Annotated in this window: 23 protein-coding genes; 14 read left to right on the top strand and 9 right to left on the bottom strand. The window is 68.3% G+C overall.

The window, feature by feature from the left end:
* Nucleotides 1–12 precede the first annotated feature (12 nt).
* The 8 genes from CAL11_RS15260 to CAL11_RS15225 all read left to right on the top strand — a co-directional run bounded on the left by CAL11_RS15260 (nucleotide 13) and on the right by CAL11_RS15225 (nucleotide 7,308).
* Nucleotides 13–429, top strand: a complete 417-nt coding sequence (locus tag CAL11_RS15260; protein WP_086093386.1) for a DUF3613 domain-containing protein — start codon at nucleotides 13–15, stop codon at nucleotides 427–429.
* 13 nt (nucleotides 430–442) lie between these two features.
* On the top strand, nucleotides 443–2,686 hold the full coding sequence (locus CAL11_RS15255) for a TadG family pilus assembly protein (RefSeq protein ID WP_086093385.1): 2,244 nt from the start codon (nucleotides 443–445) through the stop codon (nucleotides 2,684–2,686).
* A 21-nt stretch (nucleotides 2,687–2,707) separates the two neighbouring features.
* Entirely contained in the window at nucleotides 2,708–4,096 is a 1,389-nt protein-coding gene (locus CAL11_RS15250) for a sigma 54-interacting transcriptional regulator (RefSeq protein WP_086093384.1), read from the top strand.
* 76 nt (nucleotides 4,097–4,172) lie between these two features.
* Nucleotides 4,173–4,868, top strand: a complete 696-nt coding sequence (locus tag CAL11_RS15245) for a DUF2968 domain-containing protein (RefSeq protein WP_033465436.1) — start codon at nucleotides 4,173–4,175, stop codon at nucleotides 4,866–4,868.
* 99 nt (nucleotides 4,869–4,967) lie between these two features.
* Nucleotides 4,968–5,423, top strand: a complete 456-nt coding sequence (locus CAL11_RS15240) for a DUF1178 family protein (protein ID WP_033465438.1) — start codon at nucleotides 4,968–4,970, stop codon at nucleotides 5,421–5,423.
* 57 nt (nucleotides 5,424–5,480) lie between these two features.
* Entirely contained in the window at nucleotides 5,481–6,185 is a 705-nt protein-coding gene (locus CAL11_RS15235) for an RNA polymerase sigma factor (RefSeq protein WP_033465440.1), read from the top strand.
* A 146-nt stretch (nucleotides 6,186–6,331) separates the two neighbouring features.
* A complete protein-coding gene (locus CAL11_RS15230; protein WP_086093383.1) occupies nucleotides 6,332–6,901 on the top strand; it encodes a ferritin-like domain-containing protein in 570 nt (189 codons plus the stop codon).
* Nucleotides 6,898–7,308, top strand: coding sequence for a c-type cytochrome (locus CAL11_RS15225; protein WP_086093382.1), 411 nt, complete (start codon nucleotides 6,898–6,900; stop codon nucleotides 7,306–7,308). The genes CAL11_RS15230 and CAL11_RS15225 overlap by 4 nt, the downstream gene beginning before the upstream one ends.
* A 201-nt stretch (nucleotides 7,309–7,509) precedes the next feature.
* Here the strand turns inward: CAL11_RS15225 and efp are convergent, their stop codons facing one another.
* The 3 genes from efp to CAL11_RS15210 form a co-directional block, all read right to left on the bottom strand.
* Complete coding sequence (efp, locus tag CAL11_RS15220) at nucleotides 7,510–8,067, bottom strand: elongation factor P (RefSeq protein WP_033465446.1); 558 nt, start codon at nucleotides 8,065–8,067, stop codon at nucleotides 7,510–7,512.
* A gap of 142 nt (nucleotides 8,068–8,209) precedes the next feature.
* On the bottom strand, nucleotides 8,210–9,322 hold the full coding sequence (earP, locus tag CAL11_RS15215) for an elongation factor P maturation arginine rhamnosyltransferase EarP (RefSeq protein ID WP_086093381.1): 1,113 nt from the start codon (nucleotides 9,320–9,322) through the stop codon (nucleotides 8,210–8,212).
* Nucleotides 9,323–9,337: 15 nt separating this feature from the next.
* Nucleotides 9,338–10,540, bottom strand: coding sequence for a DUF2863 family protein (locus CAL11_RS15210; protein WP_086093380.1), 1,203 nt, complete (start codon nucleotides 10,538–10,540; stop codon nucleotides 9,338–9,340).
* A 169-nt stretch (nucleotides 10,541–10,709) separates the two neighbouring features.
* On the opposite strand from CAL11_RS15210, the gene CAL11_RS15205 reads away from it, so the two are divergent.
* The gene (locus CAL11_RS15205; protein ID WP_167382514.1) at nucleotides 10,710–11,486 is read left to right on the top strand and encodes a DODA-type extradiol aromatic ring-opening family dioxygenase; all 777 of its coding nucleotides are present in this window, start codon (nucleotides 10,710–10,712) and stop codon (nucleotides 11,484–11,486) included.
* 13 nt (nucleotides 11,487–11,499) lie between these two features.
* Here CAL11_RS15205 and CAL11_RS15200 read toward each other — a convergent pair whose 3' ends face one another.
* Nucleotides 11,500–12,375 carry a LysR substrate-binding domain-containing protein gene (locus tag CAL11_RS15200; RefSeq protein ID WP_086093378.1) on the bottom strand — a complete coding sequence of 292 codons (876 nt, stop codon included), beginning with the start codon at nucleotides 12,373–12,375 and terminating at the stop codon, nucleotides 11,500–11,502.
* A gap of 112 nt (nucleotides 12,376–12,487) precedes the next feature.
* On the opposite strand from CAL11_RS15200, the gene CAL11_RS15195 reads away from it, so the two are divergent.
* Nucleotides 12,488–13,186 (top strand): SDR family oxidoreductase, encoded by a 699-nt coding sequence (locus CAL11_RS15195; RefSeq protein ID WP_208617587.1) that lies wholly within the window; start codon nucleotides 12,488–12,490, stop codon nucleotides 13,184–13,186.
* Between the two features lie 74 nt (nucleotides 13,187–13,260).
* Here CAL11_RS15195 and acnA read toward each other — a convergent pair whose 3' ends face one another.
* Together acnA and CAL11_RS15185 are read right to left on the bottom strand one after the other, a co-directional pair.
* Nucleotides 13,261–15,966 carry an aconitate hydratase AcnA gene (gene acnA / locus CAL11_RS15190; RefSeq protein ID WP_086093376.1) on the bottom strand — a complete coding sequence of 902 codons (2,706 nt, stop codon included), beginning with the start codon at nucleotides 15,964–15,966 and terminating at the stop codon, nucleotides 13,261–13,263.
* Nucleotides 15,967–16,204: 238 nt separating this feature from the next.
* A complete protein-coding gene (locus CAL11_RS15185; protein ID WP_086093375.1) occupies nucleotides 16,205–16,807 on the bottom strand; it encodes a hypothetical protein in 603 nt (200 codons plus the stop codon).
* A 260-nt stretch (nucleotides 16,808–17,067) separates the two neighbouring features.
* Between CAL11_RS15185 and CAL11_RS15180 the strand changes: the two genes are divergently transcribed.
* Both CAL11_RS15180 and CAL11_RS15175 read left to right on the top strand, forming a co-directional pair.
* A complete protein-coding gene (locus CAL11_RS15180) occupies nucleotides 17,068–19,272 on the top strand; it encodes a TonB-dependent receptor (protein ID WP_086093374.1) in 2,205 nt (734 codons plus the stop codon).
* Between the two features lie 159 nt (nucleotides 19,273–19,431).
* A complete protein-coding gene (locus CAL11_RS15175) occupies nucleotides 19,432–20,169 on the top strand; it encodes a haloacid dehalogenase type II (RefSeq protein WP_086094594.1) in 738 nt (245 codons plus the stop codon).
* Between the two features lie 5 nt (nucleotides 20,170–20,174).
* On the opposite strand, the gene CAL11_RS15170 is transcribed toward CAL11_RS15175, so the two are convergent.
* From CAL11_RS15170 to acnB, 3 genes are all read right to left on the bottom strand, one after another.
* On the bottom strand, nucleotides 20,175–20,777 hold the full coding sequence (locus CAL11_RS15170) for an OmpA family protein (protein ID WP_086093373.1): 603 nt from the start codon (nucleotides 20,775–20,777) through the stop codon (nucleotides 20,175–20,177).
* A gap of 2 nt (nucleotides 20,778–20,779) precedes the next feature.
* Entirely contained in the window at nucleotides 20,780–21,118 is a 339-nt protein-coding gene (locus CAL11_RS15165) for a hypothetical protein (RefSeq protein ID WP_033465497.1), read from the bottom strand.
* Nucleotides 21,119–21,422: 304 nt separating this feature from the next.
* The gene (gene acnB, locus CAL11_RS15160) at nucleotides 21,423–24,014 is read right to left on the bottom strand and encodes a bifunctional aconitate hydratase 2/2-methylisocitrate dehydratase (protein WP_033465464.1); all 2,592 of its coding nucleotides are present in this window, start codon (nucleotides 24,012–24,014) and stop codon (nucleotides 21,423–21,425) included.
* A gap of 67 nt (nucleotides 24,015–24,081) precedes the next feature.
* Here acnB and CAL11_RS15155 point away from each other — a divergent pair, with 67 nt between their 5' ends.
* Nucleotides 24,082–24,825, top strand: a complete 744-nt coding sequence (locus CAL11_RS15155) for a 3'-5' exonuclease (RefSeq protein WP_080699869.1) — start codon at nucleotides 24,082–24,084, stop codon at nucleotides 24,823–24,825.
* A gap of 11 nt (nucleotides 24,826–24,836) precedes the next feature.
* Nucleotides 24,837–25,223 (top strand): nucleotide pyrophosphohydrolase, encoded by a 387-nt coding sequence (locus CAL11_RS15150; RefSeq protein ID WP_086093372.1) that lies wholly within the window; start codon nucleotides 24,837–24,839, stop codon nucleotides 25,221–25,223.
* The last annotated feature ends 6 nt before the right edge of the window (nucleotides 25,224–25,229 follow it).

Genomic DNA, 25,229 nt, shown 5'->3' with positions numbered 1-25,229 from the left:
CTGGAGAATCGCATGACCACCCATGATCTTCCCCGCTTGCTGCTGTGCGCGGCGCTGGCCAGCCTGGCCGCCGGCGCGGCGGCGCAGACCAATCCTCCCCTGACCGCGGCGCCTGCGGCCGTGGCCAGCCCGGTGCCGGCGCAGGCCCCCGAACGGCCGGTGGTGCGCCAGGTCGCGGCGCCGGCCGCGCCCGCCGCGGCGGCCCCGGCGGCCCCGGCGGCCGACGACGACGCGGTCGGCTCGGTCACGCGCGGCCTGCTCGCCGCGCAGGCCGATGGCCGGCGCGCCGGGCCGGGCCTGCCCCTGCAGGGGCCGGTGGCCAGCGCCGCGTGGCAACGCTACCTGGAGAGTTTCAGCCAACCCATTCCCCAGTGGTTCGGCGAGCGCATCGAGGACAACGTCGGTGGCTCGGGCGGCGGCGGGGGCTGAGGCGCCTGTGTCCATGAACGGTCCCGGCCCGTTGCGCGCGCGGCGCCGCCAGCGCGGCTCCATCCTGATCCCGGCGGCGCTGGCCATCCTGATCGGCCTGGCGCTGCTGGGCGCGGCGCAACTGGGCTACTTCTTCTATATGAAGCGCGAGCTGCAGAAGACCGCCGACCTGGCTGCGCTGACCGGGGTGCAGGTGCTCAGCCCCGGCGACGAGGCCGCCTGCGGCGCCGCCGGCCAGGCCGTGCGGGCCAGCGTGCGCGCCAACCTGGGCAGCCGCGCCGACGAGGGGCTCAGCATCGAGCCCAAGTGCTGGCGCTGGGCCCGCGACGAGACCGAACTGGCGCCGCGCTATGTGCGCGAACCCGCCGACGCCGGCGAACGCTACAACGCCGTCGAGGTGGTGCTTGGCATGCCGGTGCGGGCGTTGTTCCCGTTCCTGGGCGGCCGCACCCTGGAAGTCGAGGCCATCGCCGCGCGCCCGGCCGATCCGATCGCGGCCTTCTCGGTCGGCACGGGCCTGCTGGCCACGGGGTCGGGCCAACTGACCCGGCTGCTCAAGCAGGTCGGGCTGGACATCGGCGGCACCGCCGTGCTGGGCTACGACATTGGCCTGGCCGGGGTGAAGATCACGCCGGCCGGCCTGCTCGATGCGTTGGGCATCACGGTGCCGGCCGACATCTCGGTGGCCGACTTCAATCAACTGCTCTCGGCCAATGTCAGCGCGCTCGACGGCGTGCTCGACGCCGTGGTGCGCGCCGCCGACCGCGACGGCCTGCTCGACGCCAACGTGGGCCTGGTGCAGGCCATCGAGACGGCGGTGGGCGTCAAGGACCTGGCGGTGCGGCTGGGTTCGGAGACGGCCGAGCGCGCCAGCGGCCTGTTCGCCAACATCCAGGCGCCCGACGCCGCCTCGGCGCTCAATGTCGAGCTCGACGCGCTGGAAGTGCTGGCCACCGCCATTGGCGTGGCCACGTCGGGCCATGCCGTCGCCTGCGGCGTGGCCGTGCCCCTGCTGATGAGCGGGCCGGCGCGCTGCAGCGTGGTCGAGCCGCCGTCCATCGCCATCGGCGGCGTGGGCGCCACGGCTTATACCTCGCAGATCCGCGTGCATGCGCCGCTCAAGCTGGACACCGGCTCCCTGCTGGGCGGACTGGTGCGGCTGGACCTGGACATCCCGCTCACGGTGGACGTGGTCAATGGCCATGGCACCATCGAGGCGCTGTGCCACGCGCGCGACGCGGCCGGCCGCGACCTGGCCGTCGTCAGCACCCAGTCGTCGTTGCTGAAGATCTGCCTGGGCGGCCCGCCGGCCGGGCTGACGGGCCCCGAGCTGGCCGACTGGCCGTTCTCCACCACGGCCAGTTGCGACGAGAACCTGACGCGCAGGCGCCTGCTGGGGCTGGAGCTGAACCTGCTGGGCAGGCGCGTCAACCTCGCCTCGCTCAACCCCGACCCGCCGCTGGTGGTCCCGGCGCTGCAGACCACCAGCGAAGACGATTACTACGCGGGCCAGCGCCGTTCGCTGGGCAACGAGCTGGCGCTGGGCGATACGGTGAAGGACCTGGTCGATGCCTTGCTGGCCGCGCTGATCGGCAACTCCCTGCAGGGCGGCGCGGGCCTGGGCGGCGCAGACCAGGGTGAGTTGCGCAAGGACCTGGCCGGCAAGATCTGGGCCGACACCGCCGCCGAAGTGGCTGCCTGTTCGCCCGGGGCGTCCGGCAAGGCCGGCTACGACTGCCGGCGGGCCCGCTGGTCGCGCGGCATCGAGAACATCGAAAACTACTCGAACGGCCTGACGGGGTTCCTGGGCGGGCTGAGCGCCAACACGCTCGGCCTGCTGGGCAATCTGGTGACGCTGGACGTGGTGGGGTTGCTGGGCAACGTGGTCGGCCTGGTCGGCAACCTGGTCGATCTGCTGGGCGACATCCTGGGCGGCATCCTGGGCGTGCTGTTTCCCACCAACCAGTGCGCGACCTGGTCGCTGCTGGCCGGCTACCAGGGCAGCGAAGCGGGTTGCGTGAACGAGTTGGGCAAGGCCCTGAGCAACAGCACGCCGCCTTCGGGCGGCAATCCCCCCAACGCGATCGTCGTGCTGCTGGGCTACCTGCTCAAGCCGCTGGCCGACATCCTCAACATGATCGGCGCCGACCTGCTGCGGCCCCTCATCGAAAACGTGCTGGGCCTGCGCCTGGGCGTGACCGATGTGCACATGATGTCGATCGATTGCGATGGCAAAGGAGTACAGCTTGTTTACTGATTCGACTTTCCGGAGGCACGCATGAGCGACCAGGCGCTGGCTTGCGACGCTGTCGATGTGTATGTCTGGGAAGGCACTTCGGACATCGCCTTTCGCGCCGAGCGCGCGCTGGCCGGCTATGAGGCGACGGTGATCCACGTCGACAATTCGGCCGCCTTGCCGCCGTCGCGCGACGCGGCGCGCCCGGCCGTCGGGCTGGTGTCGGTCAGCGTCATGGGCGACGCGCGCTTTGCCGGATTCGACTGGCTGGCCACCCAGGGCATCCCGGTGATCTGGGTGGCTGGCGAGGAACGCAACCACGATCCGCGCTACTACGCGCCGGCCTACTCGTATACCTTGCCCTTGGCCTTCACCGGCGCCGAGCTGCGCCGCCTGCTGTTCCGGCTGGCCGGCGTGGCGCGCGCGGCCGCCATCGACGAACCGCGTCCGGCGCCCGCGATGATCGCGGTTTCGCCCGCCATGCGCGGCCTGCTGGCCGAGGCCGAGATGTTCGCCGACGCGCGCGCCAACGTGCTGGTCCATGGCGAGACCGGCGTCGGCAAGGAGCGCGTCGCGCGCCTGCTGCACGACCAGTCGTCCTGGGCCAGCGGGCCGTTCGTGGCGGTGAACTGCGGCGCCATTCCGGAAGGCCTGTTCGAGGCCCATTTCTTCGGCCACGCCAAGGGCGCGTTCACCGGCGCCGTCGGCGCGCACAAAGGCTACTTCGAGCAGGCCAGCGGCGGCACGCTGTTCCTGGACGAAATCGGCGACCTGCCGTCGTACCAGCAGGTCAAGCTGCTGCGCGTGCTCGAGGAAAACGCGGTGACGCGGCTAGGCTCCACGGTGACGATTCCGGTCGAATTCCGGCTGGTCGCGGCCACCAACAAGGACTTGCGCGCCCTGGTGGCGCAGGGCGAGTTCCGCGCCGACCTGTACTATCGCCTGGCCGTCATCGAACTGCACATTCCCAATCTCGAGGCGCGCGGCGCCGCCGAAAAGATGGCGATCTTCGCGGCCTTGCTCAGACAGCAGGGCATCGACGACGAGCCGCCGGCCTGGCTGCAGCAGCGCGTGTCGGCCGCGCGCTATCCGGGCAACGTGCGCGAACTGTCGAACCTGGCCGAGCGCGTCGCCATATTGCGGCGCCAATTGCGCGCCTGGGACCAGCCGCGCATCGAGCAGGTGTTCGAACGCCACGCCCGGGCCACGCCGCTGGCGCCGGCCGCCGATGCCGAGGCGCCGGCCTTCAGCGAGGCCGAGCGCGCCGAGCGCGAGCGCGTGCTCGCCGCCCTGGAGGCCAACGGCTGGCGCCGCCAGGACACCGCGCACCACCTGGGGATCAGCCGCAAGGTGCTGTGGGAGAAAATGCGCAAGCTGCGGCTGGGCGAGGCGCAGGCCGAAACGGCCGAAGGCGTGGCCGACCCGTCATGAACCGGTCTGGGCCAGAGGTTTTACGAAACCGCGCGATAAGTTGCTATAGTTGAAAGATTATTGCTGAGGGGAAGGAATGAAAATCCGCTATCTGGGCGCCGGCGCGCGACTGACCGTCGCCGGCCTGGCCCTGTCCAGCCTGGCCGCCTGCGCCAGCGCGCAATCGGAAAGCCGGCCGGTGGTGCAGCAGGTCGAGGAAAAACAGGCCGCCGCCGCGCCGGTCGAGCCGCCGGCCCCCGCGCCCGCCGCGCGTCCCGCTTCCACGGTCAGCGAGCTGCAAGGCCTGATCCAGGCGCGCCAGGTGTCGGAGCTGCGTACGACCTACAACGGCAGTTATGGCGCCAGCCTGCTCTACAAGCCGGATGAGCTCACCTATTATGTCGCGCTTTTCCAACAAAAGGATTTCTGGCGCGTACTCAAGACCAAATCGGTGAACCAGGCCGAGTCCACCTATCGCGCGTTCGCCAGCAAGACGGCGGAACTCGCCGAGGTCGATATCCAGCGTATCCGCCTGCAGGCCGAGTATGCGCACGCTGAGAAGCAGCTCGGCGCGCGCAATGCGGAGCTGACGGCGTTGCAGGCCGACCAGGCGCTGCGCCAGCAGCAGGAGCAGCAGGTCGCGGCACGCCAGGCCCAATCGCGCCAGGAAGCGGATGCGCTGTCCGAACAGCGCCAGGAAGTGCGCACCCAGCTGCGCGCCATGCAGCGCCAGATCGACGCCTTGCAGGCCGAGCAGGCGCGCGTCGCGGCGCCGGCCAAGCGCGGCAAGTAACACAGGCCGGACGGCGCGGCGGCCCGCCGCGCCCGATGGCGGGGCGGCGCATCGGCGGCCACGCTTGTATTTTCGCCGGATCGCCCTCATATAGACGCCATGGCACTCAAAGTATTCGATCTGCAGTGTGAGCAAGGCCACGTATTCGAAGGCTGGTTCGGCTCGCATGAAGACTACGACGCCCAGCAGGCGCGCGGCCAGATCGCGTGCCCGGTCTGCGAGTCGTCCCGCATCACCAAGCGCCTTTCCGCGCCGCGCCTGAACGTGGCGCACCTGCATCAGCCCGCTGCCGCGCCGGCGCCCGCCCCGGAATCCGAGGCCGCGCGCATGGCGCGCCTGCAGGCGGCCGTGCTGCGCCAGGTGCGCGAGCTGGTGCGCAACACCGAGAACGTCGGCGCGCGCTTTGCCCAGGAGGCGCGCCGCATTCACGAGGGCGAGGCCGACGAGCGGCCGATCCGCGGCACCGCCACGCCCCAGGAACGCGCCGCGCTGGCCGAGGACGGCATCGACGTCGTCAGCCTGCCGGCCTTTCTCGACGACGAGCGCATGCAATAAGCGCCGGGCGGGAACGCGGGCGCGGCCCGCGCCATCCAATGCGTGGAGGCCACCACCATGCACCCATCACCACTGCAACCCCAGGCGCCGGCTCCCGAGCTGGCCGCCGACGCCCAATTGGCCGCGCGCGCGGCCGCCGGCGAGGACAGCGCGTTCGAAACCATCATGCGGCGCCACAACCGCCTGCTGTTTCGCACCGCCCGCAGCATCCTGCACAGCGACGCCGAAGCCGAGGACGCGCTGCAGGAGGCCTATCTGCGCGCCTGGCGCGCGCTGGGCAGCTTTCGCGCCGACGCCCGGCTGTCCACCTGGCTGGTGCGCATTGTCATCAACGAATCGCTGGGCCGGCTGCGGCGCGGGCAGGCGCAGGTCATTCCCCTGGATGCCGCCATGGAATCGACCGAACTGCAGAACCAGGAGTGGCTGCACGACGCAATCGACCAGCAGCCGGACCGCCAGGCCATGCGGGCCGAGATCCGCCGCCTGATGGAGGCGCGCATCGATCTGCTGCCCGACGCGTTTCGCAGCGTGTTCGTGCTGCGCGCCGTCGAGGAGCTGAGCGTGGAGGAGGTCGCGCAGGCGCTCGATATTCCCGAAGCAACCGTGCGCACGCGCTTTTTCCGCGCCCGCGGCCTGCTGCGCGAAGGCCTGTCGCGCGATGTCGACATGGCGATCGGCGACGCCTTCTCGTTTGACGGGCAGCGCTGCGACCGTATCGTGGCCGCCGTGCTGGCGCGGCGGGGCGAGGCCGCCGGCGCCTGATCGGCGCAGGAACGGCAAGGGCGGCCGCCTCATCCAACAGGCAGGACTGTTCGCCAGGGCGGATGGTCCGACGCCGGTTCGCCGGCGCCGCGGCCGCGGGCCGGCAGTTCCGTCCAGCCCGGCCGTCCATCGCCACGGAGACAGCCATGTCGTTCCTGCAGATATCCAGCCCCTATGCGGCGCGCCGCCGCTTCCTCGGCCAGGGTGGCCTGGTTCTTTCGGCCGCCGCGGTCGCGCTGCTGGCCGGCAAGGATGCGCTGGCCGCGCAAGCCGGCTCGGGCTCGAGCCAGGATGTACAGATCCTCAACACCGCGCTGGCGGCCGAACTGGAGGCCATCGCCGCCTATCAGCTGGGCGCCGAAAGCAAGCTGCTGGACAAGCCCGTGCTGGCGCTCGCGCTGACCTTCCAGGGCCATCACAAGGAGCATGCCGACGTGCTCGGCAAGACCGTGGAAAAACTGGGCGGCCAGCCGGTGGCGGCCAGGCGCAGCTATGCGTTTCCGGCCAGCCAGCTGAAGTCGCAGGCCGACGTATTGCGGTTTGCCGCGAAGCTGGAGCAGGGCGCGGTCAGCGCCTACCTGGGCGCCGTGCCGCTGTTCGCCAACCGCGACCTGTCCAAGGCCGCGGCCAGCATACTGGGCGACGAGGCGATGCACTGGGCCGTGCTGCGCCAGGCGCTGGGCGAGCCCCCGGTCCCTTCGGCCTTCGTATCATGAGCGCCGGCCTGGCCTGGCGGGCCGGCGCGCTGTGCCTGGCCCTGGCCGCGCCGGCGGCCACGTGGGCCGGCGCGCCCGACCCGGTGCGCGGCGAGCAGGTCTACGCGCGCTGCCTGGCCTGCCACGCGCTGGCCTATGACCGGGTGGGGCCGCGCCATTGCGGCCTGCTCGGGCGCAAGGCCGGCAGCGTGCCCGGCTTCGCCTATACGCAGGCCATGAAAGACTCCGGCCTGACCTGGGACGCGGCCACGCTCGACCGCTTCCTGGCCGACCCGTTGAAAACCGTGCCCGGCACCGCCATGACCTACGCGGGCGTGCCGGACGCGGGCGAGCGCGCCGACCTCATCGCCTACTTGCGCGCGGCCGCCGCCTCGCCGGCGTGCGCGGGCGCGGCCACGCCGCATTAGATTCGGTGCCTGTCCCGCCGGGGCAGATGCCGTCTTGGTCGTCAACCGTTCATGGCGTAGCGCGGCGTGCCTGTCCCAGTGGGGATAGGCACGTCCTGCCGCGGATGTCAGTTCCCATGCTGGGACAGGCACCTCGCCGGCGTAAAAAAACGGGCCGCGTATGCGGCCCGTTTTCGGTTGCGCCCTGGCGCGGCGCGCGCATCAGTTGACGCGGCTGCGGTACTCGTTGGTGCGGGTGTCGATTTCGATCTTGTCGCCGATCGCGCAGAACAGCGGCACGCTCAGTTCGAAGCCGGTGTTGATCTTGGCGGGCTTGAGCACCTTGCCCGAGGTGTCGCCGCGCACGGCCGGTTCGGTGTAGGTGATCTCGCGCACCAGGATGGTGGGCAGTTCGACCGAGATGGCGCGGCCGTCGTAGAAGACCACTTCGACGGGCATGGCTTCTTCCAGGTAGTTCAGCGCGTCGCCCATGCTGTCGGCTTCGATCTCGTACTGGTTGTACTCTTCGTCCATGAAGACGTACATCGGATCGCCGAAGTAGGAATACGTGCATTCCTTGCGTTCCAGCACCACGACGTCGAACTTCTCGTCGGCCTTGTAGACGGACTCGCTGCCCGAGCCGGTCAGCAGGTTCTTGAACTTGAGCTTGACGACGGCGGCGTTGCGGCCGGACTTGTTGTATTCGGTCTTCTGGACGACCAGAGGGTCCTTGCCGACCATGACCACGTTGCCGACTCGCAATTCCTGAGCGGTTTTCATCGATTAAAACTCCGGGGTGATTTGCGCACTCGCCGTGCTTGCGCGCTGTGCTTTCAGGCAACCGCTGCGCCCCGGGAGGCTGTCAAAGTGAGGCCTTGAGCACCGGCCGATCCGGGCAAAGCAACTCAGATAACTCTCTATTCTAGCTTGTCTTGGCCAGTTCCGCGCAGAAATCCGCAAGAGCGTCCCCCAAATCGGGGCGTGCCGCCTGGGCGGCGTCCCAGGCGCGCGCCGCCTGGTTCCATTCTCCCCAGGCCGGTTCGGCCAGCGCCTCGGCCAGGGCCTGCCGCGGCGCGAGCGCGCCGGGCGCCTGGTTCCAGGCCCGCATCAGCGCATGGGCAGGCGCCGGCGCCGGGTAGCGCGCCAGCCACGCCTCCAGCTTTTCGAGGTGGGCGTTCTCGGCTTGCGCATAGATCTGCCACAGCAGCGGCCGGGCCGCCCACGCGGCGCGCACGAACGAGTCCTCGCCGCGCACGCAATTCAGGTCGGCGCACCACAGCAGGCGGTCGAAGTCCGGCTGGCTGACATAGGGCACCCGCGCGAGCGTCAGCTTGCCGTGTTGCCCGGGTTCGGGCAGCTCGGGCGCCACGCCTTGCGGCACCAGCAGCAGCGTGGGCCGCGCGTCCTGCATCAGGGTGCGGGCCAGCGCCTGGTAGGGCGCGTCCGGATAGCAGAACAGGTTCACCAGCCGCGCGCCGTCGTCCCGGCGGGCCAGGGCCGCCTCGTCCAGGCCCAGGGCGCGCAGCAGCGTCCGTTGCTGCGCGCGCGAGGTCTGCAGGGCGTCGCGGTCGCGGCTCAGCCCCGGCTCGCGGATCAGGCCGCCGGTGGCGGCGCTGAAGCCGGGAAAGAAGAAATGCTTGACCAGGCCGTCGGCGCGCTGCGAGGGCAGGCCGTGGCAGGTCTCCACCCAGGGTTCGGCGCTGAGGTATTCCAGGTTGATCCACACCGGCTGCGCCCGCCGCATGGCCGCCACGTACGCCGGCGGCGGATCGCAGGCGAAAGCCTCGATCACCACGTCGCCCGGCGTTTGCGGCCAGTCGGCCCGGTCGTCCCAGCGCAGGATCTCGATCGTGTCGCACACCTGTTGATCGCGGTCCGGCGCGATGCCGGGCTGGATGCGCGCGAACGCCGCCAGGTCATCCACCCACAGGCGCACCTGCCAGCGCCGCCCGTGCGCCAGGCGGCGCGCCAGGCGCCAGCACACGCCGATATCGCCCAGGTTGTCGATGACGCGGCAGAAAATATCGGCGCGCATGGCGGCGCGATCCCGTCAGTGGAACTTGGCCGGCACGGCTTCGGCGTCTTCCGGCAATTCCGCGTGCACCAGCTCGCCCAGCGGATTGGGAAAGTGCGGCGCGCCGCAGTCCTCGCAATACTCGGGCGGTAGTACGCCCGGGATGCGGCGCACGTCGCTCACGCCGTATTCCTTGAGCAGCGCCGCGATCTCGTCGACCGCGTCGGGCAGGCCTTCGTCGGCCGGGATGTCGTCCTCGCGCCCGTACAGCGGCCATACGCAGCCGTAATAGACGTCGTTGCTGTTGCGCGCCGTAAAGCCGATACGGTATTCGTCGATGCGGGCTTCGCCGCAGCCCGCCACCACCGCGCGCATCTGCGAGGGCTCCAGGTTGACCGCGCTTTCCAGCCAGGAGATGGCGGCGCGCAGGGACAGCGGCCGCACCCGGCGGTCGGCTTCGCGGTTGCTGACGTAATAGGCGTCGGGCAGCAGGCATTCGATGCCACAGCCCGGCAGCAGCGCGGCCAGCGTGGGCTGGGCCTGTTCCACCCATTGCGCCAGGCAGGCGTCGCGGCTGGCCTGCGGGTCGTCCCAGTGCTCCTGCCAGCGGAACACCGGCGCGCGCTCGGGCACGGCCACGGCCGCCACCACGTAGCGCGTGTCGGCCAGCATGTTGGCGGTTTCCACGTCGTCGTTCAACGCGGGCTTGGCGGTTTCCGCGCCCAGCGCCTGCGTGCCCAGGCGATGCAGCCATTGCCAGGTCTCGGCGAAAGTGCGCGGCATCTGGTCGATGCTGACCAGGTGCGGCATCAAGGCCACGCGCACGCCGTCGGCCAGGATGTGGCCATGCAGCTGCGCCAGCAGCGCCTGCTGCGCCGGCGCGGGGATCGGCCCGGTGGGAATCGTGTAGCGCGTCCACGCCACGACGGGCGCCACCAGCAGCATCACGTCATGGCGGCTGCCGTTCTTTTCGATCTGCATCGATTCGGACAGCGTCTCGGACTGCTCGATCAGCACTTCGTAGGCGCCGGGATCGGTTTGCGCGAGATTGTCCAGCGCGCTTTCCAGCGGCGCGTCGTGGCCGCCGCGCAGCAGCTTGGTGATGGCCTCGGCCAACTGCGCCTCCCAGTACAGGTCTTCGACCTTGCTGCCTGAGCGGTCGAGCGCGTGGGCCAGCGCCACCAGGCGCGAAGCGTCGCGGTTCAGCCGGGGAGAGGATTGACTGCGGGTACGGGCCATGAGGTGAGATCAGACGAAATAAAGTGGCGAACCTCATAGTGTACCTGTCCGGGCTGCCCGGGTCGGATCATGTTGTTGCTATATTGGCAATAGTCTATGGATAGTCATGGAGTTTATTGCTGGGTTGAAAATTCCGACAATAAGGCATCCCTGTTTGCCGGAGTTCGCCATGCGCCTGCCCACCTTGTTCGTTTCCCACGGTTCCCCCATGCTGGCGGTCGAGCCAGGCCGCACCGGCGCCGCGCTGGCAGCCTGGAGCGAGGGGCTGCCCGAGCGCCCGCGCGCGGTGCTGGTGGTTTCGCCGCACTGGATGGGGCAGGGCCTGGCGGTCTCGACCCGCGACCGCCAGGTCGCCTGGCACGATTTCGGCGGCTTTCCCGCCGACCTGTACCAGCTGCAGTACCCGGCCGCCGGTTCGCCCCAGTTGGCGCAGCAAGTGGTGGACGTGCTCGCGCGCGCCGGCATCCAGGCCGGCAACGATGCGCGGCGTCCGCTCGATCATGGCGCCTGGGTGCCGTTGCGCTACCTGTATCCGCAAGCCGACCTGCCGGTCGTGCAACTGTCGCTGGACATGGATCGCGACGCGCGCGGCCAGTATGCGCTGGGCCAGGCGCTGGCGCCGCTGCGCGACGACGGCGTGCTGGTGATCGGCTCGGGTTCGCTCACGCACAATCTGCGCGATGTGCGCATGCCGCACGGAGCGCCGCCCGCTGACTACGTGGCGCCGTTCCAGCAGTGGTATGCCGAGCACCTGGCCGCCGGCGACGTCGAAGCGCTGCTGGACTGGCAGGCGCGCGCGCCGGGCGCCGCGCGGGCCCATCCGCACGACGACCACCTGATGCCGCTGTACGTGGCGCTGGGGGCGGGCGGCGCGCCCGCGCGCCGCCTCAACGACGAGGTCGCATACGGCGCGCTGGCCATGGACGCCTATCAGTTCGGCGCCTGAGCCGCGGCCGCGCTCAGGGGTGCGCCAGGTACTGCGCGCACCACTGCCATACCGCCTCGGCGGCCTGCCTGGGCGGTGGCGAGCGCCTGCGCACCAGCAGAAAGTCGGGGCCCATGACAGCGCTTTCCTGCGTCACCTGCACCAGCCGGCCGGCGGCCAGGTCGGCCGCCACGAAGGCCCGGCACGCCAGCGCCACCCCCTGGCCGGCCAGGGCGGCATCCAGCGCCAGCGTCGTTTGATTGAACACCGCGCCCGGCAGCTTGCCGCGCGCCCGCAGGTACCGCGGCCAGTGATCGTGGGCGTCGTGCAGCAGCGGCAGCGCCCGCAATTGCGCGGCGTCCAGCGGAAGCGGCCGGGCGCCGACCAGGTGCGGACTGGCCACGGCCACCAATTCCTGGCGAAACAGCAGCCGGGCCTGCAGGTCGGCCGGCAGGGGCGTGCGGGTCAGCCGCACGGCAAGGTCCACCTGGTCGCGTTCGAAGTCGGCCACAGCCTCGGTCGCCAGCGTGCGCAACACCACGCCGGGCAGCGCCGCCTGCAGCTCGCCCAGCCGCGGAATCAGCAGCTTGGCGGCCACGGTGGGCGTCACGCTGATCGTCACCATGTCGGGGCGGGCCAGCAACTGGCCGGTCGATTCGGCCAGGGTGTCGAAGGCGCGCGTCACATCCGCGAGATAGGCCGAGCCTGGCGGCGTCAGCGCCAGCCCGCGCGCCAGGCGCTGGAACAGCGCCACGCCGAGATGCGCCTCCAGGCCCCGCACCTGCTGGGCAACCGCGCCCTGGGTGACGCCGAGCTCGTCGGCCGCGGCGCGGAAATTCAACCGGCGACCGGCGGCCTCGAAGGCGCGCAGGGCATTCAACGAGGGCAGTTTGCGGCGGGCCGGGATCATGGTCTCAGGCAGTAGTTTTTCTACACTTTATCGCGTTTATTCATCGCGTGAGGATTTACCGCCTGCGTGGGATGATGGCTCTTACATCAAACCCCAGGAGAACTTCGTGTCCATGGAAAAAGTCGCGCTGATCACGGCGGGCGGGTCCGGCATGGGAGCGGCGGCGGCGCGCCGGCTGGCCCGGGACGGCTATCGCATTGCGGTGCTGTCGTCCTCGGGCAAGGGCGAGGCGCTCGCCCGGTCATTGGGCGGCGTCGGCGTGACCGGCTCGAACCAGTCCGACGACGACGTGCGCGGGCTGGTCGATCTGGCCATGGCGCGATGGGGGCGCATCGACGCCCTGGTCAACTCCGCCGGCCATGGCCCGCGCGCGCCCCTGCTCGAGATCAGCGACGACGACTGGCACCTGGGCATGGACGTCTATCTGCTGAGCGCCGTGCGGGCGATCCGCCTGGTTGCGCCCGTGATGGCCTCGCAGGGCGGCGGCGCCATCGTCAACATCTCCACGGCCTGGGCCTTCGAGCCATCCGACATGTTCCCGACCTCGGCCGTGTTCCGCGCCGGGCTGGCCAGTTTCACCAAGATCTTCGCCGACAGCTACGCGCCGCGCAACGTCCGCATGAACAACGTCCTGCCCGGCTGGATCGACAGCCTGCCCGCCACCGAGCAGCGGCGCGACAGCGTGCCGATGGGACGCTATGGCAAGGCCGACGAGGTCGCCGCCACGGTGGCGTTCCTGTTGTCCGACGGGGCGGGCTACATCACCGGCCAGAACCTCCGCGTCGATGGCGGCATTACCCGCGCCGTCTGAGCCCGCCCAATGAAAAACCCTCCGGCCAGCAGGCCGGAGGGCTCGGGTCACGCAGGTCCGAAGGCGGGACGCCGTCAGGCGGCCAGCAACTGGCGCAGCACGAACGGCAGGATGCCGCCATGCCGGTAGTAATCCACCTCGATCGGCGTGTCGATGCGCAGCAGCACCGTCACGTCCTGGCGCGAGCCGTCGGCGCGGTGGATCGTCAGGGTGACGTCCTGCATCGGCTTGATGCCGCCCTCCAGGCCCGAAACGTCGAACGTCTCATTGCCCACGATGCCCAGCGACTGCGCGCTGTCGCCGCCCTTGAACTGCAGCGGCAGCACGCCCATGCCCACCAGGTTACTGCGGTGGATGCGCTCGAAGCTGCGCGCGATCACGGCCTTCACGCCCAGCAGCTGCGTGCCCTTGGCGGCCCAGTCGCGCGACGATCCGGTGCCGTACTCCTCGCCGCCGAACACCACCGAAGACGTGCCTTGCGCCACGTACTTCATGGCGGCGTCGTAGATCGACATCTGCTCGCCGGTGGGCTGGAACAGCGTCTCGCCGCCTTCGAAGCGGCTGCCGTCCGGACGGGCCGGGATCATGAGGTTCTTGATGCGCACGTTGGCGAACGTGCCGCGCATCATGATCTCGTGGTTGCCGCGCCGCGACCCGTAGCTGTTGAAGTCGGCCTTCATCACGCCGTTCTCCTTCAGCCACTTGCCGGCCGGCGAGGTCTCCTTGATGGAGCCGGCCGGCGAGATATGGTCGGTGGTCACCGAGTCGCCGAAAATGCCCAGCGCGCGCGCGCCCTTGACCGCCGGCATCGCGGCGGGCGTCATTCCAAAGCCTTCGAAGAACGGTGGCTCGGCGATGTAGGTCGATTCAGGCCAGTTGTAGGTCTCGCCCGTCACGCCCTTGATGTTCTCCCACAGCTTGCCGGGGTTGCTCTTTACCTGGCTGTAGTTTTCCTTGAACGCGGTCGGATTCATGGCGTACTTGAGCAGCGCCTGGATCTCGTCGGTGCTCGGCCAGATGTCGCCCAGCCACACGTCGCCGTTCTTGCCGCGGCCCACCGGCTCGGTCATCAGGTCGCGCGTGACCGTGCCGGCCAGCGCGTACGCCACCACCAGCGGCGGCGAGGCCAGGAAGTTGGCCTTGATGTTCGGGTGGATGCGGGCCTCGAAGTTGCGGTTGCCCGACAGCACGGCCGAGCACACCAGGTCGTTGCCCAGGATGGCTTCGTTCAGGTCGGCCGACAGGTCGCCCGCGTTGCCGATGCAGGTCGTGCAGCCGTAGGCCGCCACGTCGAAGCCCAGCTTCTCGAGATAGGGCAGCAGGCCGGTCTTGGTCAGGTATTCCGTGACCACGCGCGATCCGGGCGCCAGCGACGTCTTGATGTGCTTGGGCACCTTCAGGCCGGCCTCCACCGCCTTCTTGGCCAGCAGGCCGGCGGCCAGCAGCACGCTGGGGTTGGACGTGTTGGTGCACGACGTGATGGCGGCGATCAGGATGTCGCCGTTCTTGACCTTGGTGCCGGCGCTGGTCTTGTAGGTCTGGTGCAGCTTGTCGGCCGGCTGGTTGAAACCGTTCTCGGCGATGGGCTTGGAGAACAGCTCGGTGAAGGTGCTCTTGACGTTGCCGATCTCGATGCGGTCCTGCGGGCGCTTGGGGCCGGCCAGCGACGGCGCCACGGTGCCCAGGTCCAGCGTCAGCAGCTTGGTGTAGTTGATGTCCTTGGCCTTGGGCACGCCGAACATCTTCTGCGCCTTGAAATAGGCCTCGAAGGCGGCGATTTCCTCGGCGGTGCGGCCGGTGCCCTCGAAATAATCGATGGTGCGCTCGTCGACCGGGAAAAAGCCCATGGTCGCGCCGTACTCGGGCGCCATGTTGCCGATGGTGGCGCGGTCGGTGACCGACAGGCTGGCGGTGCCTTCGCCACAGAATTCGACGAATTTGCCCACCACCTTCTCGCGGCGCAGCATCTCGGTGATGGTCAGCACCAGGTCGGTGGCGGTCACGCCGCCGCGCAGCTTGCCCTTGAGCTCCACGCCGACCACGTCCGGCGTCAGGAAATAGACCGGCTGGCCCAGCATGCCGGCCTCGGCCTCGATGCCGCCCACGCCCCAGCCGACCACGCCGATGCCGTTGATCATGGTGGTGTGGCTGTCGGTGCCCACCAGCGAGTCGGGGTAGTAGACGTCGTTGTTCTTGTCACGGTGCACGCCGCGCGCCAGGTATTCCAGGTTGACCTGGTGCACGATGCCGAAGCCCGGGGGCACCACGCCGAAGGTGTCGAAGGCCTGCATGCCCCACTTCATGAACTGGTAGCGCTCGCGGTTGCGCTGGAACTCCAGCTTCATGTTCAGGTCGAGCGCGTTCTTGGTGCCGAAGTAATCGATCATGACCGAGTGGTCCACCACCAGGTCCACCGGCACCAGCGGCTCGATGCGCTTGGGGTCCTTGCCCATCTTGGCCGCCACCGAGCGCATGGCGGCGATATCGGCCAGCAGCGGCACGCCGGTGAAGTCCTGCAGCACCACGCGCGCCACCACGAACGGGATTTCGTCCTCGCGCTTGGCGTTGGCCTGCCAGTTGGCCAATTGGCGCACGTGCTCCTGCGTGACCTTGGCGCCGTCGCAGTTGCGCAGCACCGATTCGAGCACGATGCGGATGGACACCGGCAAGCGCTGTACATCCACGCCCAGGGCCTTGCCCAGGGCCGGCAGCGAATAGAGCTGACAGGTTTTCTTGCCGATCTTGAAAGTCTTGAGAGTGTCGAACGTATTGTGCGGCATGATGGACTCCGTGGTGTGACCGCGTAAAGCCGCCATTTTCAGGCGTTTTGACGCGCTTGTCATGCAATGCGGGACAAAGTGGCGGTTGGGTTGATGTCTTATATCTTATATAAGACTAAATCGAGGCGTCAAAAGTTCCCGCGCGCGGGGCGGGGCAGGGCTGACATGCTCCCATGGTTTTACCAAGTTCCGGCCATCGTCGGCATGACAGCGCGCAAGCCGCAGCCCGGTCGCGGGCTCAGAACAGCCAGCCGCCGCGGCTCAGCTCGCGCTCGCAGCGCTTGTACTGGGCGCCGAAGCGTTCGGCGCGCGCCTGCACCTGCTGCGCCACGCGCTTGAGCCAGGCCTTGCGGTCGTAGCTGCGGTTGCGATAGCCGGTCCAGCCCTCATGGTAGTTCAGGTACTGGCCGTAGGCGTCCCATTTCGAGACGCCGTTGATGCGCTGGGTCTTGCTCATGTACCAGCCCATGAAGTCCAGCGCATCGGAAAAGTTGTCGCGGCTGGCCAGCCAGCCGCCGGCCTCGCGCTTGTAGTCGGCCCAGGTTTCGTCCTTGGCCTGCGCATAGCCATAGGCCGAGCTCACCCGGCCCCAGGGAATGAACCCGAGGAAGTAGTAGCGCGGGGGCAGGGCGTCGTGCCTGAAGCTGGACTCCTGGTACATCATCGCGATCGGCACGTTGACCGGCGCGCCCCATTTCTTCTGCACGTCGAGGGCGGCGTCGTGCCAGGAGGGCTTTTCGCGGAAGATGGCGCAGATGTTCTCGGGGTCGGCCGGCGGACGCGTGCTGGCGCAGCCCGCCAGGGCAAGAAGGGTGGGCAGCAGGATCCAGCGTCCGAACATTGCGTCTCGTCTCTCCAGTCACTGCGGCATTCTAAGTGTTCTCCGGGCCGTGTTTCGCCCAGGAATGGGGCGGATTCCCTGCTTTTTGTCCGAAAGGTTTCCGCATGCGTTGGCGTTGTCGTCGTGCGACGGATTTTCCCTAAATGAAATTTATGAATGAGAACGATTTGATTTATTAGTTAACATAGCAGGCTTTCACGCCTGCGCTCCGGCGGGCGGCGGGCCGCTTCCGTGGCCGCGCATTCCTACGGACAATCACCATGAAGCCCTTACCGCTCGCTTATCTCGCCGCGCTGCTGCCCTGGTACGCAGGCGTCATCCAGGCGCAATCCGCGCCCGCCGCCGGCAACGATGCCTCCATCACCCTGGACGCCGTCAGGGTCGAGGCCAGCGCCGACGCCTCCGCCGGCGGCCTGGCGCCGGCCTTCGCGGGCGGCCAGGTCGCCACCGGCGCGAAGGTGGGCATCCTCGGCACGCGCGACAACCTGGAAACCCCGTTCTCGATCACCGCCTATACCAACGAACTGATCCAGGACCGGCAGGCCAAGGGGGTGGGCGACGTCCTGCAGAACGACCCTGGCGTGCGGGTGGCGCGCGGCTTCGGCAACTTCCAGGAGTCCTATTTCATCCGCGGCTTCGTCCTCAGCTCGGACGACGTCGCGTACAACGGCCTCTACGGCCTGTTGCCGCGCCAGTACATCTCGACCCAACTGTTCGAGCGCGTCGAGGTGCTGCGCGGCGCCTCGGCGTTTCTCACCGGCGCGCCGCCTTCGGGCGGTGGTATCGGCGGCGTGATCAACCTGGTGCCCAAGCGGGCGCCCAACGAGCCGCTGACGCGCTTTTCGGCCGGCTATGGCAGCGACAGCGTGCTCGAGGCCTCGGCCGACATCGGCCGGCGCTTCGGGCCGGACGACAGTGTCGGGATCCGCATCAACGCCGCCCAGCGCGGCGGCGAGACCGCCATCGACGACGAACGCACGCGCACCACCGTATTCGCGCTGGGCCTGGACTGGCGCGGCGAGCGCGCGCGCCTGTCGGCCGATATCGGCTACCAGGACAACCGCCTGAAGCGGGCGCGTCCCAATGTCACCCTGGCCGGCGACGCCGCCAAGGTGCCGGGCGCGCCCGACGCCGGCTCCAACTATGCGCAGCCCTGGTCGTACTCCAACGAGCGCGACGTGTTCGGCACGCTGCGCGGCGAATACGACTTCAACGACAGCATGACGGGCTGGGCCGCCTATGGCATGCGCCAGAGCAAGGAGGAGAATTCGCTGGCCAACCTCAACGGGGTCAACGGCGCCGGGCAGGGCAAGTTCTACCGCTTCGACAACGCCCGCGAGGATACCGTCAGCACCGGCGAGATCGGCCTGCGCGCCAAGGCGCGCACCGGCCCGGTGGGGCACGAGCTGGTCGCCTCGGCGTCCTATTTCGACCTCGAGAAGAAGAATGCCTATGTCATGGACTTCTTCAACCAGTTCGACACCAGCATCTACGACCCTATCAGCTACGCCAAGCCGGCCATCAGCAGCACCGCGTTTCGCGGCAACGACATGGACGATCCCACCAAGCAGGGCGTCATCCGGCTGACCAGCTATGCATTGGGCGACACCATGTCGTTCTTCGACGACAAGGTGCTGCTGACCGCCGGCATCCGCCACCAGCGGCTCTACCAGCGCGACTACAGCTACGACACGGGCATCGGCGGCACGCCCTACGAGCAAAGCCACAACTCGCCCGCCGCCGGCCTGGTAGTGCGCGTGACGCCCCAGGTTTCGCTGTACGCCAACTACATCGAGGCCCTGTCGGCGGGCGACACCGCGCCGCAGACCGCCAACGGCCTGCCGGTGGTCAACCACGGCGAATCGCTGGCGCCCTACGTGTCCAAGCAGAAGGAAGTGGGCCTCAAGTTCGAGCACGACGGCCTGGGCGGCGGCCTGGCGCTTTTCTCCACCGACAAGCCGCGCGGGTTCGTGGGCGATGACCAGGTCTTCCGCGCTTCGGGCAAGGACCGCCACCGCGGGGTCGAACTGACGACCTACGGCGAGCTCACGCGCAGCGTGCGCGTGCTGGGCGGGCTGACCTGGCTGGACGCCAAGCAGCTCAGCACCGGCAACGCCGCCACCGACGGCAAGCGCGTCATCGGCGTGCCCCGTTTCCAGGCCAACCTCGGCGTCGAGTGGGACATCCCCGGCGTGCAGGGCCTGACGGTGGACGGACGCGTGGTCTATACGGGCTCGTCCTATGCGGACGCGGCCAACACCCTCGAGGTGCCGGGCTGGACGCGCCTGGACGCCGGCCTGCGCTACATGACCGATATAGGCGGCCATCTGGTGACGTGGCGCGCCCGCGTCGAGAACATCGCCAACCGCGACTATTGGGCCTCGGTGGGCGGCTACCCCGGCAATGGCTACCTGGTGCTGGGCGGCCCGCGCACCTTCACCTTGTCGGCGTCGATGGAGTTCTGACGCCGCCGGCGGCGCGCGGCACAATTGCGCCTGGCGTAAGCTGGCAGCCATATGGCTGCCGCCGTGGAGAACCCGGAAGGCGCATCGACGCGGCAATGCCTGCCAGGCGCAGGACGGGTCGCGTCCTGCATATCTTGAAACGCAATGTGGAGGGATGCTATGGAACCCGTTCGTGCGGCGGATATCGAGGTCTTGTTCTTTGACGTGCTGGGAACCGTCGTCGATTGGCGGGGCAGCATCGCGGACGAGGTCGCCGCGTTCCTGCGGCGCCATGAGGCGCCCCATGTCGATGCCCATGCATTCGCGGATGCCTGGGTCGGGCGATATGACGCCGCCATCGAGCCGATCCGCGCCGGACAGCGAGCCTTTGCCTCTCTCGACACCATCAATATGGAGAATCTGCAGGCCTGCCTGGCGCAGTTCGATCTGGCGCCCTCGCGGTTCTCCCGCAGCGAACTGGAAACCCTGAACCTTGCATGGCACAGATTGCAGCCCTGGCCGGACTCGGTAGCCGGTATCGCCCAGCTGAAGCAGCGCTTTATCGTTGCGCCGTTGTCTGATGGGCATACCAGGCTGCTGGTCGACATGGCCAGACACGCCGGCCTGCCGTGGGACATGGTTTTCGGCGCGGACATTTCCCGCTCGTATAAGCCCACGCCGGACGCCTATCTTCGTGCCTGTGAATTGCTGGACGTGCCCGCGCAACGCGCCATGCTGGTCGCCGCGCATGGCTACGATCTGGATGCGGCTCGCTCATGCGGGCTCAGGACAGCCTATGTCCTGCGCGAGCACGCCGCGGATCCGTCAAAGGCAGGCTATCGGGGGGCGCCTGAAAAATGGGACTACCAGGCTGGCAGCCTGACCGAGTTGGCGCAGTTGCTGGCCAGGACTGCCTGAGCGCGTCAGCGATTGGGCAGCAGAAACTCCACCCGGCGGTTCTGGGCGCGTCCTTGCGGATTGTCCGCCCCATTGGCGAGCTGGTTCGGCTGCACGGGCTTGGCGGCCCCCAGGCCCCTGACCGACAGCTTCGCTTTGTCCACCCCGTGAGCGCCCAGCCACTGTGCAACGGCCTGGGCCCGTCGCAGCGACAGGTCCTTGTTATAGGACTCCGAGCCCTTGGAGTCCGTGTGGCCTTCAATGGCGACGACGCCGGTGGAGGGAGCGTCGATCAGCTTCGCGATGTCCTGCAGGGTGGGTTCGGCCGCGGCAAGGATCTCGGCCTTGTCGAAATCAAACAGTACGTCGCCCAGCATGGCGATGGTGACCGCATGCTCGCCCTGCCGTACCGACACCCCCTCATGGCGCGCCGCCAGTTCGCCCACCTGGGCGCTCAGGTCCGATATGCCGCCGCCGGTGTCGGACGGCAGGCCCTTCAGGTCCAGGATGGTCGCCTGCAAGTCCAGGACCGTGCGCTTATAGGGCGGTTCTTGCGCCACGGAAACGCCGGAGGCGGCAAGCAGCACGACCGCCGCCAGGAACGTCGGCCCGACAGGATGGGGCGCCATGATCAGCGGTCGGTGATCTGGATGCCGTCGAAGGTCTCGACGCCAGGAATCGTCAGCGAAACCTCCTTGATCTCCTTGGGGGGAGCGGGAAACTTGCCCTGCCAGCTGCCTGCGATGGGCGCATCGCTGGACGTCCGTATCAGTACCTTGGGATTGGTCAGCGGTACATCGTTGCTATCTTTCAACAGCAAGTGTTTCTTCTTGCCTGCGATGACGTAAAAGCTATTTTCGTAGTCGCTTTTGCTGATCTGCGAATAGATCATTTCCGTCTTGTCCATGACAACGGGCTTGAACCGAATCTTGATGGACAGGATCTCGCCGCTGCGCACGGCGTCGATCACTTGTCCTTCGGCCGTGCCAGAGTTGGTCAGCCCCGTGGCCAGGGGCGCGGAGGGCTCGGCGTGAGCGGCGCTCGCCAATGCCATGCAAAATCCGAGAACGCAGGCCATGGTGGTCTTGCTGGTCGAAGCCACGATAAATTCCTTTGCTGTTGAGAATCCGGAAGAGGATTTGCCAAGGCAATGGTGTAACCCTCCGAGCCCGTCCGGCGTGCAAGAATATGATTCCGTTTATGTCGGGCTGGAGCCATCGAGTAACAAAAAAGGCCCGCCTTGCGGCGGGCCCTGGTCATGGCCGAAGACCGGCTCAGACCTCGATCACGTCGGCCACGTCCTTGTAGTCGGGGATGCGGTCGAAGTTCAGGTACTGGTAGATCTGGTCGCCGCTCTTGTTGATGACGCCCATGTCGGCCATGTACTCCTCGCGGGTCGGGATGCGGCCCAGGCGCGAGCAGATCGCCGCCAGTTCGGCCGAGCCAAGGTACACGTTGGTGTTCTTGCCCAGGCGGTTGGGGAAGTTGCGCGTGCTGGTGGACATGACCGTCGCGCCCTCGCGCACTTGCGCCTGGTTGCCCATGCACAGCGAGCAGCCCGGCATTTCGGTGCGCGCGCCGGCCGTGCCGAAGACGCCGTAGTGGCCTTCCTCGGTGAGCTGCTGCGCGTCCATCTTGGTCGGCGGCGCCACCCACAGCTTGACCGGGATGTCGCGCTTGCCTTCCAGCAGCTTGGACGCCGCGCGGAAGTGGCCGATGTTGGTCATGCAGCTGCCGATGAACACTTCGTCGATCTTGGCGCCGGCGACATCCGACAGCGTCTTGACGTCATCGGGGTCGTTCGGGCAGGCCACGATGGGCTCATGGATGTCGGCCAGGTCGATCTCGATCACGGCGGCGTAGTCGGCGTCGGCGTCCGGCTCCAGCAGCCTGGGATCGGCCAGCCAGGCTTCCATGGCCTTGATGCGGCGGCCCAGCGAGCGCTCGTCTTCATAGCCGTTGGCGATCATCCACTTCAGCATCACGATGTTGCTGTTGATGTACTCGATGATCGGCTCTTTGTTCAGGCGCACCGAGCAGCCGGCGGCCGAGCGTTCGGCCGAGGCGTCGGACAGCTCGAAGGCTTGTTCGACCTTCAGGTCGGGCAGGCCTTCGATTTCCAGGATGCGGCCCGAGAAGATGTTCTTCTTGCCTTGCTTGGCCACGGTCAGCAGGCCTTGCTTGATGGCGTACAGCGGGATCGCGTTGACCAGGTCGCGCAGGGTGACGCCGGGCTGCATCTTGCCCTTGAACCGCACCAGCACCGATTCCGGCATGTCCAGCGGCATCACGCCGGTCGCCGCGGCGAAGGCCACCAGGCCCGAGCCGGCCGGGAACGAAATGCCGATCGGGAAGCGCGTGTGCGAGTCGCCGCCGGTGCCGACGGTGTCGGGCAGCAGCATGCGGTTCAGCCACGAGTGGATGACGCCGTCGCCCGGGCGCAGCGAAATGCCGCCGCGCGTGCTGATGAACTGCGGCAGGGTGTGGTGCGTCTTGACGTCCACCGGCTTGGGATACGCGGCGGTGTGGCAGAACGACTGCATCACCAGGTCGGCCGAGAAGCCCAGGCAGGCCAGGTCCTTCAGCTCGTCGCGGGTCATCGGGCCGGTGGTGTCCTGGCTGCCCACCGAGGTCATCCTCGGCTCGCAATAGGTGCCCGGACGGATGCCCTGGCCTTCGGGCAGGCCGCAGGCGCGGCCGACCATTTTCTGGGCCAGCGTGTAGCCCTTGCCGGTGTCGGCCGGGTTGTTGGGCAGGCGGAACAGGGTGGAGGGCGGCAGGCCCAGGGCCTCGCGCGCCTTGGCGGTCAGGCCGCGGCCGATGATCAGCGGAATGCGGCCGCCGGCGCGCACTTCGTCGAACAGCACGTCCGACTTGACCGTGAACTCGGCGATGGTCTCGCCATTCTTGATGGCCTTGCCGTCGTACGGGCGCAGTTCGACCACGTCGCCCATTTCCATCTTCGAGACGTCCAGCTCGATCGGCAGGGCGCCGGCGTCTTCCATCGTGTTGTAGAAGATGGGCGCGATCTTGCTGCCGAGGCAGACGCCGCCGAAGCGCTTGTTGGGCACGAACGGGATGTCTTCGCCGGTGAACCAGAGCACCGAGTTGGTGGCCGATTTACGCGACGAACCGGTGCCGACCACGTCGCCCACGTAGGCGACCAGGTGGCCTTTTTCCTTCAGCGACTCGATGAACTGCACGGGGCCGCGCTTGCCGTCTTCCTCGGGCTCGAACGCGGCGCCGTCACGCTTGTTCTTCAGCATCGCCAGGGCGTGCATCGGGATGTCGGGGCGCGTGGTGGCGTCGGGGGCGGGCGACAGGTCGTCCGTGTTGGTCTCGCCAGGCACCTTGAAGACCGTGATGGTCAGGCTTTGCGGCACTTCCGGACGGCTGGTGAACCATTCGGCATCGGCCCAGCTCTGCAGCACCGACTTGGCGTTGGCGTTGCCCTTGTCCGCCTTTTCCTTGACGTCGTGGAAGGCGTCGAACATCAGCAGGGTCTTCTTCAGCGCGTCGGCGGCGATGGTGCCGACTTCGGCGTCGTCCAGCAGTTGCACCAGCGGGCCGATGTTGTAGCCGCCGAGCATCGTGCCCAGCAGTTCGGTCGCCTTGGCGCGGTCGATCAGGGCACACGACTCGGTGCCGAAGGCCACGGCGGCCAGGTACGAGGCCTTGACCTTGGCGGCGTCGTCCACGCCGGCCGGCACGCGGTGGGTCAGCAGCTCCAGCAGATTCTGCGCCTCGCCCTCGGGCGGGTTCTTCAGCAGCTCGATCAGGTCAGCGGTTTGTTGCGCGGACAGCGGCAGCGGCGGGATGCCCAGGGCTGCGCGGTCGGCGACGTGTTGACGGTACGTTTCCAGCATGGATGGCCTGCGTAATAGTCGGGTTGGAACAAGGGTTGTAGCCGGGATTGTAGAGGGAAGAGGGGCAATGCCGCAAATGTCTTATATCTTATATAAGACTTGGCTGGCAGCACGCAGGGGCCTGTCCCGTCGTAGAATGCCCGCTGGGCCCGCAGGGCGTTGTTTTTATTGTTGTTTCAATACCAATATGGCCTATTTCCGTCGCTACACCACGCCTCACCCCTATGGGCAGACCCTGCGCGCCGGCGCCGCGGCTGGCCGCGCCAGCGCCGCGCGCGACGGTCTGCGGGCGCTGGAAGGGCCGTTCGTGGTGGCCGACCTGGAGACCACCGGGCTGTCCGTCGCCACGTGCGAAATCCTCGAATTCGCCGCCGTGCGCGTCAGCGCATGCGGACAGATCGAGCGCGAATTCACCCAGGTGGTGCGCACCGACGGCCGGGTGCCGTCGTTCATTTCGCGCCTGACCGGCATCACCCAGGCCGAAGTCGACCGCGACGGCGTGCCGGTGCGGCAGGCGTTTGGCGACTTCCTCGACTTCATCGAGGGCGGGCCGCTGTTTTTCCACAATGCTTCGTTCGATCGCCGGTTCCTGCAGGCCGCGGCCGATCGCACCGGCCTGCCGTTCGAGGCGCAGACCCATTGCACGCTGATGCTGGCGCGCCAGGCCTGGCCCGAGCTGCCTTCGCACAAGCTGAACGTGCTGGCCCGCCATCTCGGCGCGTCCGAGCCCACTCACCGGGCCCTGGCCGACGTGCGCACTACCGTCGCCGTGGCGCTGGCTGCGCGCGCGCGGCTGGCGGCGCAGGGCTGAGGGCGCGCGCGATGGCGGCGGGCGGCACCGAGGGCGCTCCGGCGGGCGAGTTCGACGCCATTCGCGACGCCGTGCGCGCCTTTACCGCCGAGCGCCAGTGGGAGCCGTTCCATTCTCCCAAGAACCTGGCCATGGCGCTGGCCGGCGAGGCCGGCGAGCTGGTCGCGGTCTTCCAGTGGCTGACCGAGGCCGGTTCGCGCGAGCTGACGCCGGCGCAGCGCCAGGCGGCCGCCGACGAAATCGCCGACGTGCAGCTGTACCTGATCGCGCTGGCCGACCAGCTTGGCCTGGATATTCCCGCCGCCGTGGCCGCCAAGATGCGCAAGAACGCGCTCAAATATCCGGCCGAGCGCTTTCGCGGCAGCGCCCGCAAGTACAACGACGAAAGCGGGCGCTGAGCCGCC

The sequence above is a fragment of the Bordetella genomosp. 6 genome, assembly GCF_002119705.1.
Lineage (GTDB): Bacteria > Pseudomonadota > Gammaproteobacteria > Burkholderiales > Burkholderiaceae_B > Bordetella > Bordetella bronchiseptica_F.
Note: the sequence above shows the minus strand (reverse complement) of the source record. Positions and strands in the feature narration are given on the sequence as shown.

Coding starts and splice junctions, on each gene's coding strand:
- CAL11_RS15260 (WP_086093386.1), top strand. CDS start 13: ATGACCACCCATGATCTTCCCCGCTTGCTGCTGTGCGCGGCGCTGGCC.
- CAL11_RS15255 (WP_086093385.1), top strand. CDS start 443: ATGAACGGTCCCGGCCCGTTGCGCGCGCGGCGCCGCCAGCGCGGCTCC.
- CAL11_RS15250 (WP_086093384.1), top strand. CDS start 2,708: ATGAGCGACCAGGCGCTGGCTTGCGACGCTGTCGATGTGTATGTCTGG.
- CAL11_RS15245 (WP_033465436.1), top strand. CDS start 4,173: ATGAAAATCCGCTATCTGGGCGCCGGCGCGCGACTGACCGTCGCCGGC.
- CAL11_RS15240 (WP_033465438.1), top strand. CDS start 4,968: ATGGCACTCAAAGTATTCGATCTGCAGTGTGAGCAAGGCCACGTATTC.
- CAL11_RS15235 (WP_033465440.1), top strand. CDS start 5,481: ATGCACCCATCACCACTGCAACCCCAGGCGCCGGCTCCCGAGCTGGCC.
- CAL11_RS15230 (WP_086093383.1), top strand. CDS start 6,332: ATGTCGTTCCTGCAGATATCCAGCCCCTATGCGGCGCGCCGCCGCTTC.
- CAL11_RS15225 (WP_086093382.1), top strand. CDS start 6,898: ATGAGCGCCGGCCTGGCCTGGCGGGCCGGCGCGCTGTGCCTGGCCCTG.
- efp (WP_033465446.1), bottom strand. CDS start 8,067: ATGAAAACCGCTCAGGAATTGCGAGTCGGCAACGTGGTCATGGTCGGC.
- earP (WP_086093381.1), bottom strand. CDS start 9,322: ATGCGCGCCGATATTTTCTGCCGCGTCATCGACAACCTGGGCGATATC.
- CAL11_RS15210 (WP_086093380.1), bottom strand. CDS start 10,540: ATGGCCCGTACCCGCAGTCAATCCTCTCCCCGGCTGAACCGCGACGCT.
- CAL11_RS15205 (WP_167382514.1), top strand. CDS start 10,710: ATGCGCCTGCCCACCTTGTTCGTTTCCCACGGTTCCCCCATGCTGGCG.
- CAL11_RS15200 (WP_086093378.1), bottom strand. CDS start 12,375: ATGATCCCGGCCCGCCGCAAACTGCCCTCGTTGAATGCCCTGCGCGCC.
- CAL11_RS15195 (WP_208617587.1), top strand. CDS start 12,488: ATGGAAAAAGTCGCGCTGATCACGGCGGGCGGGTCCGGCATGGGAGCG.
- acnA (WP_086093376.1), bottom strand. CDS start 15,966: ATGCCGCACAATACGTTCGACACTCTCAAGACTTTCAAGATCGGCAAG.
- CAL11_RS15185 (WP_086093375.1), bottom strand. CDS start 16,807: ATGTTCGGACGCTGGATCCTGCTGCCCACCCTTCTTGCCCTGGCGGGC.
- CAL11_RS15180 (WP_086093374.1), top strand. CDS start 17,068: ATGAAGCCCTTACCGCTCGCTTATCTCGCCGCGCTGCTGCCCTGGTAC.
- CAL11_RS15175 (WP_086094594.1), top strand. CDS start 19,432: ATGGAACCCGTTCGTGCGGCGGATATCGAGGTCTTGTTCTTTGACGTG.
- CAL11_RS15170 (WP_086093373.1), bottom strand. CDS start 20,777: ATGGCGCCCCATCCTGTCGGGCCGACGTTCCTGGCGGCGGTCGTGCTG.
- acnB (WP_033465464.1), bottom strand. CDS start 24,014: ATGCTGGAAACGTACCGTCAACACGTCGCCGACCGCGCAGCCCTGGGC.
- CAL11_RS15155 (WP_080699869.1), top strand. CDS start 24,082: ATGCCGCAAATGTCTTATATCTTATATAAGACTTGGCTGGCAGCACGC.
- CAL11_RS15150 (WP_086093372.1), top strand. CDS start 24,837: ATGGCGGCGGGCGGCACCGAGGGCGCTCCGGCGGGCGAGTTCGACGCC.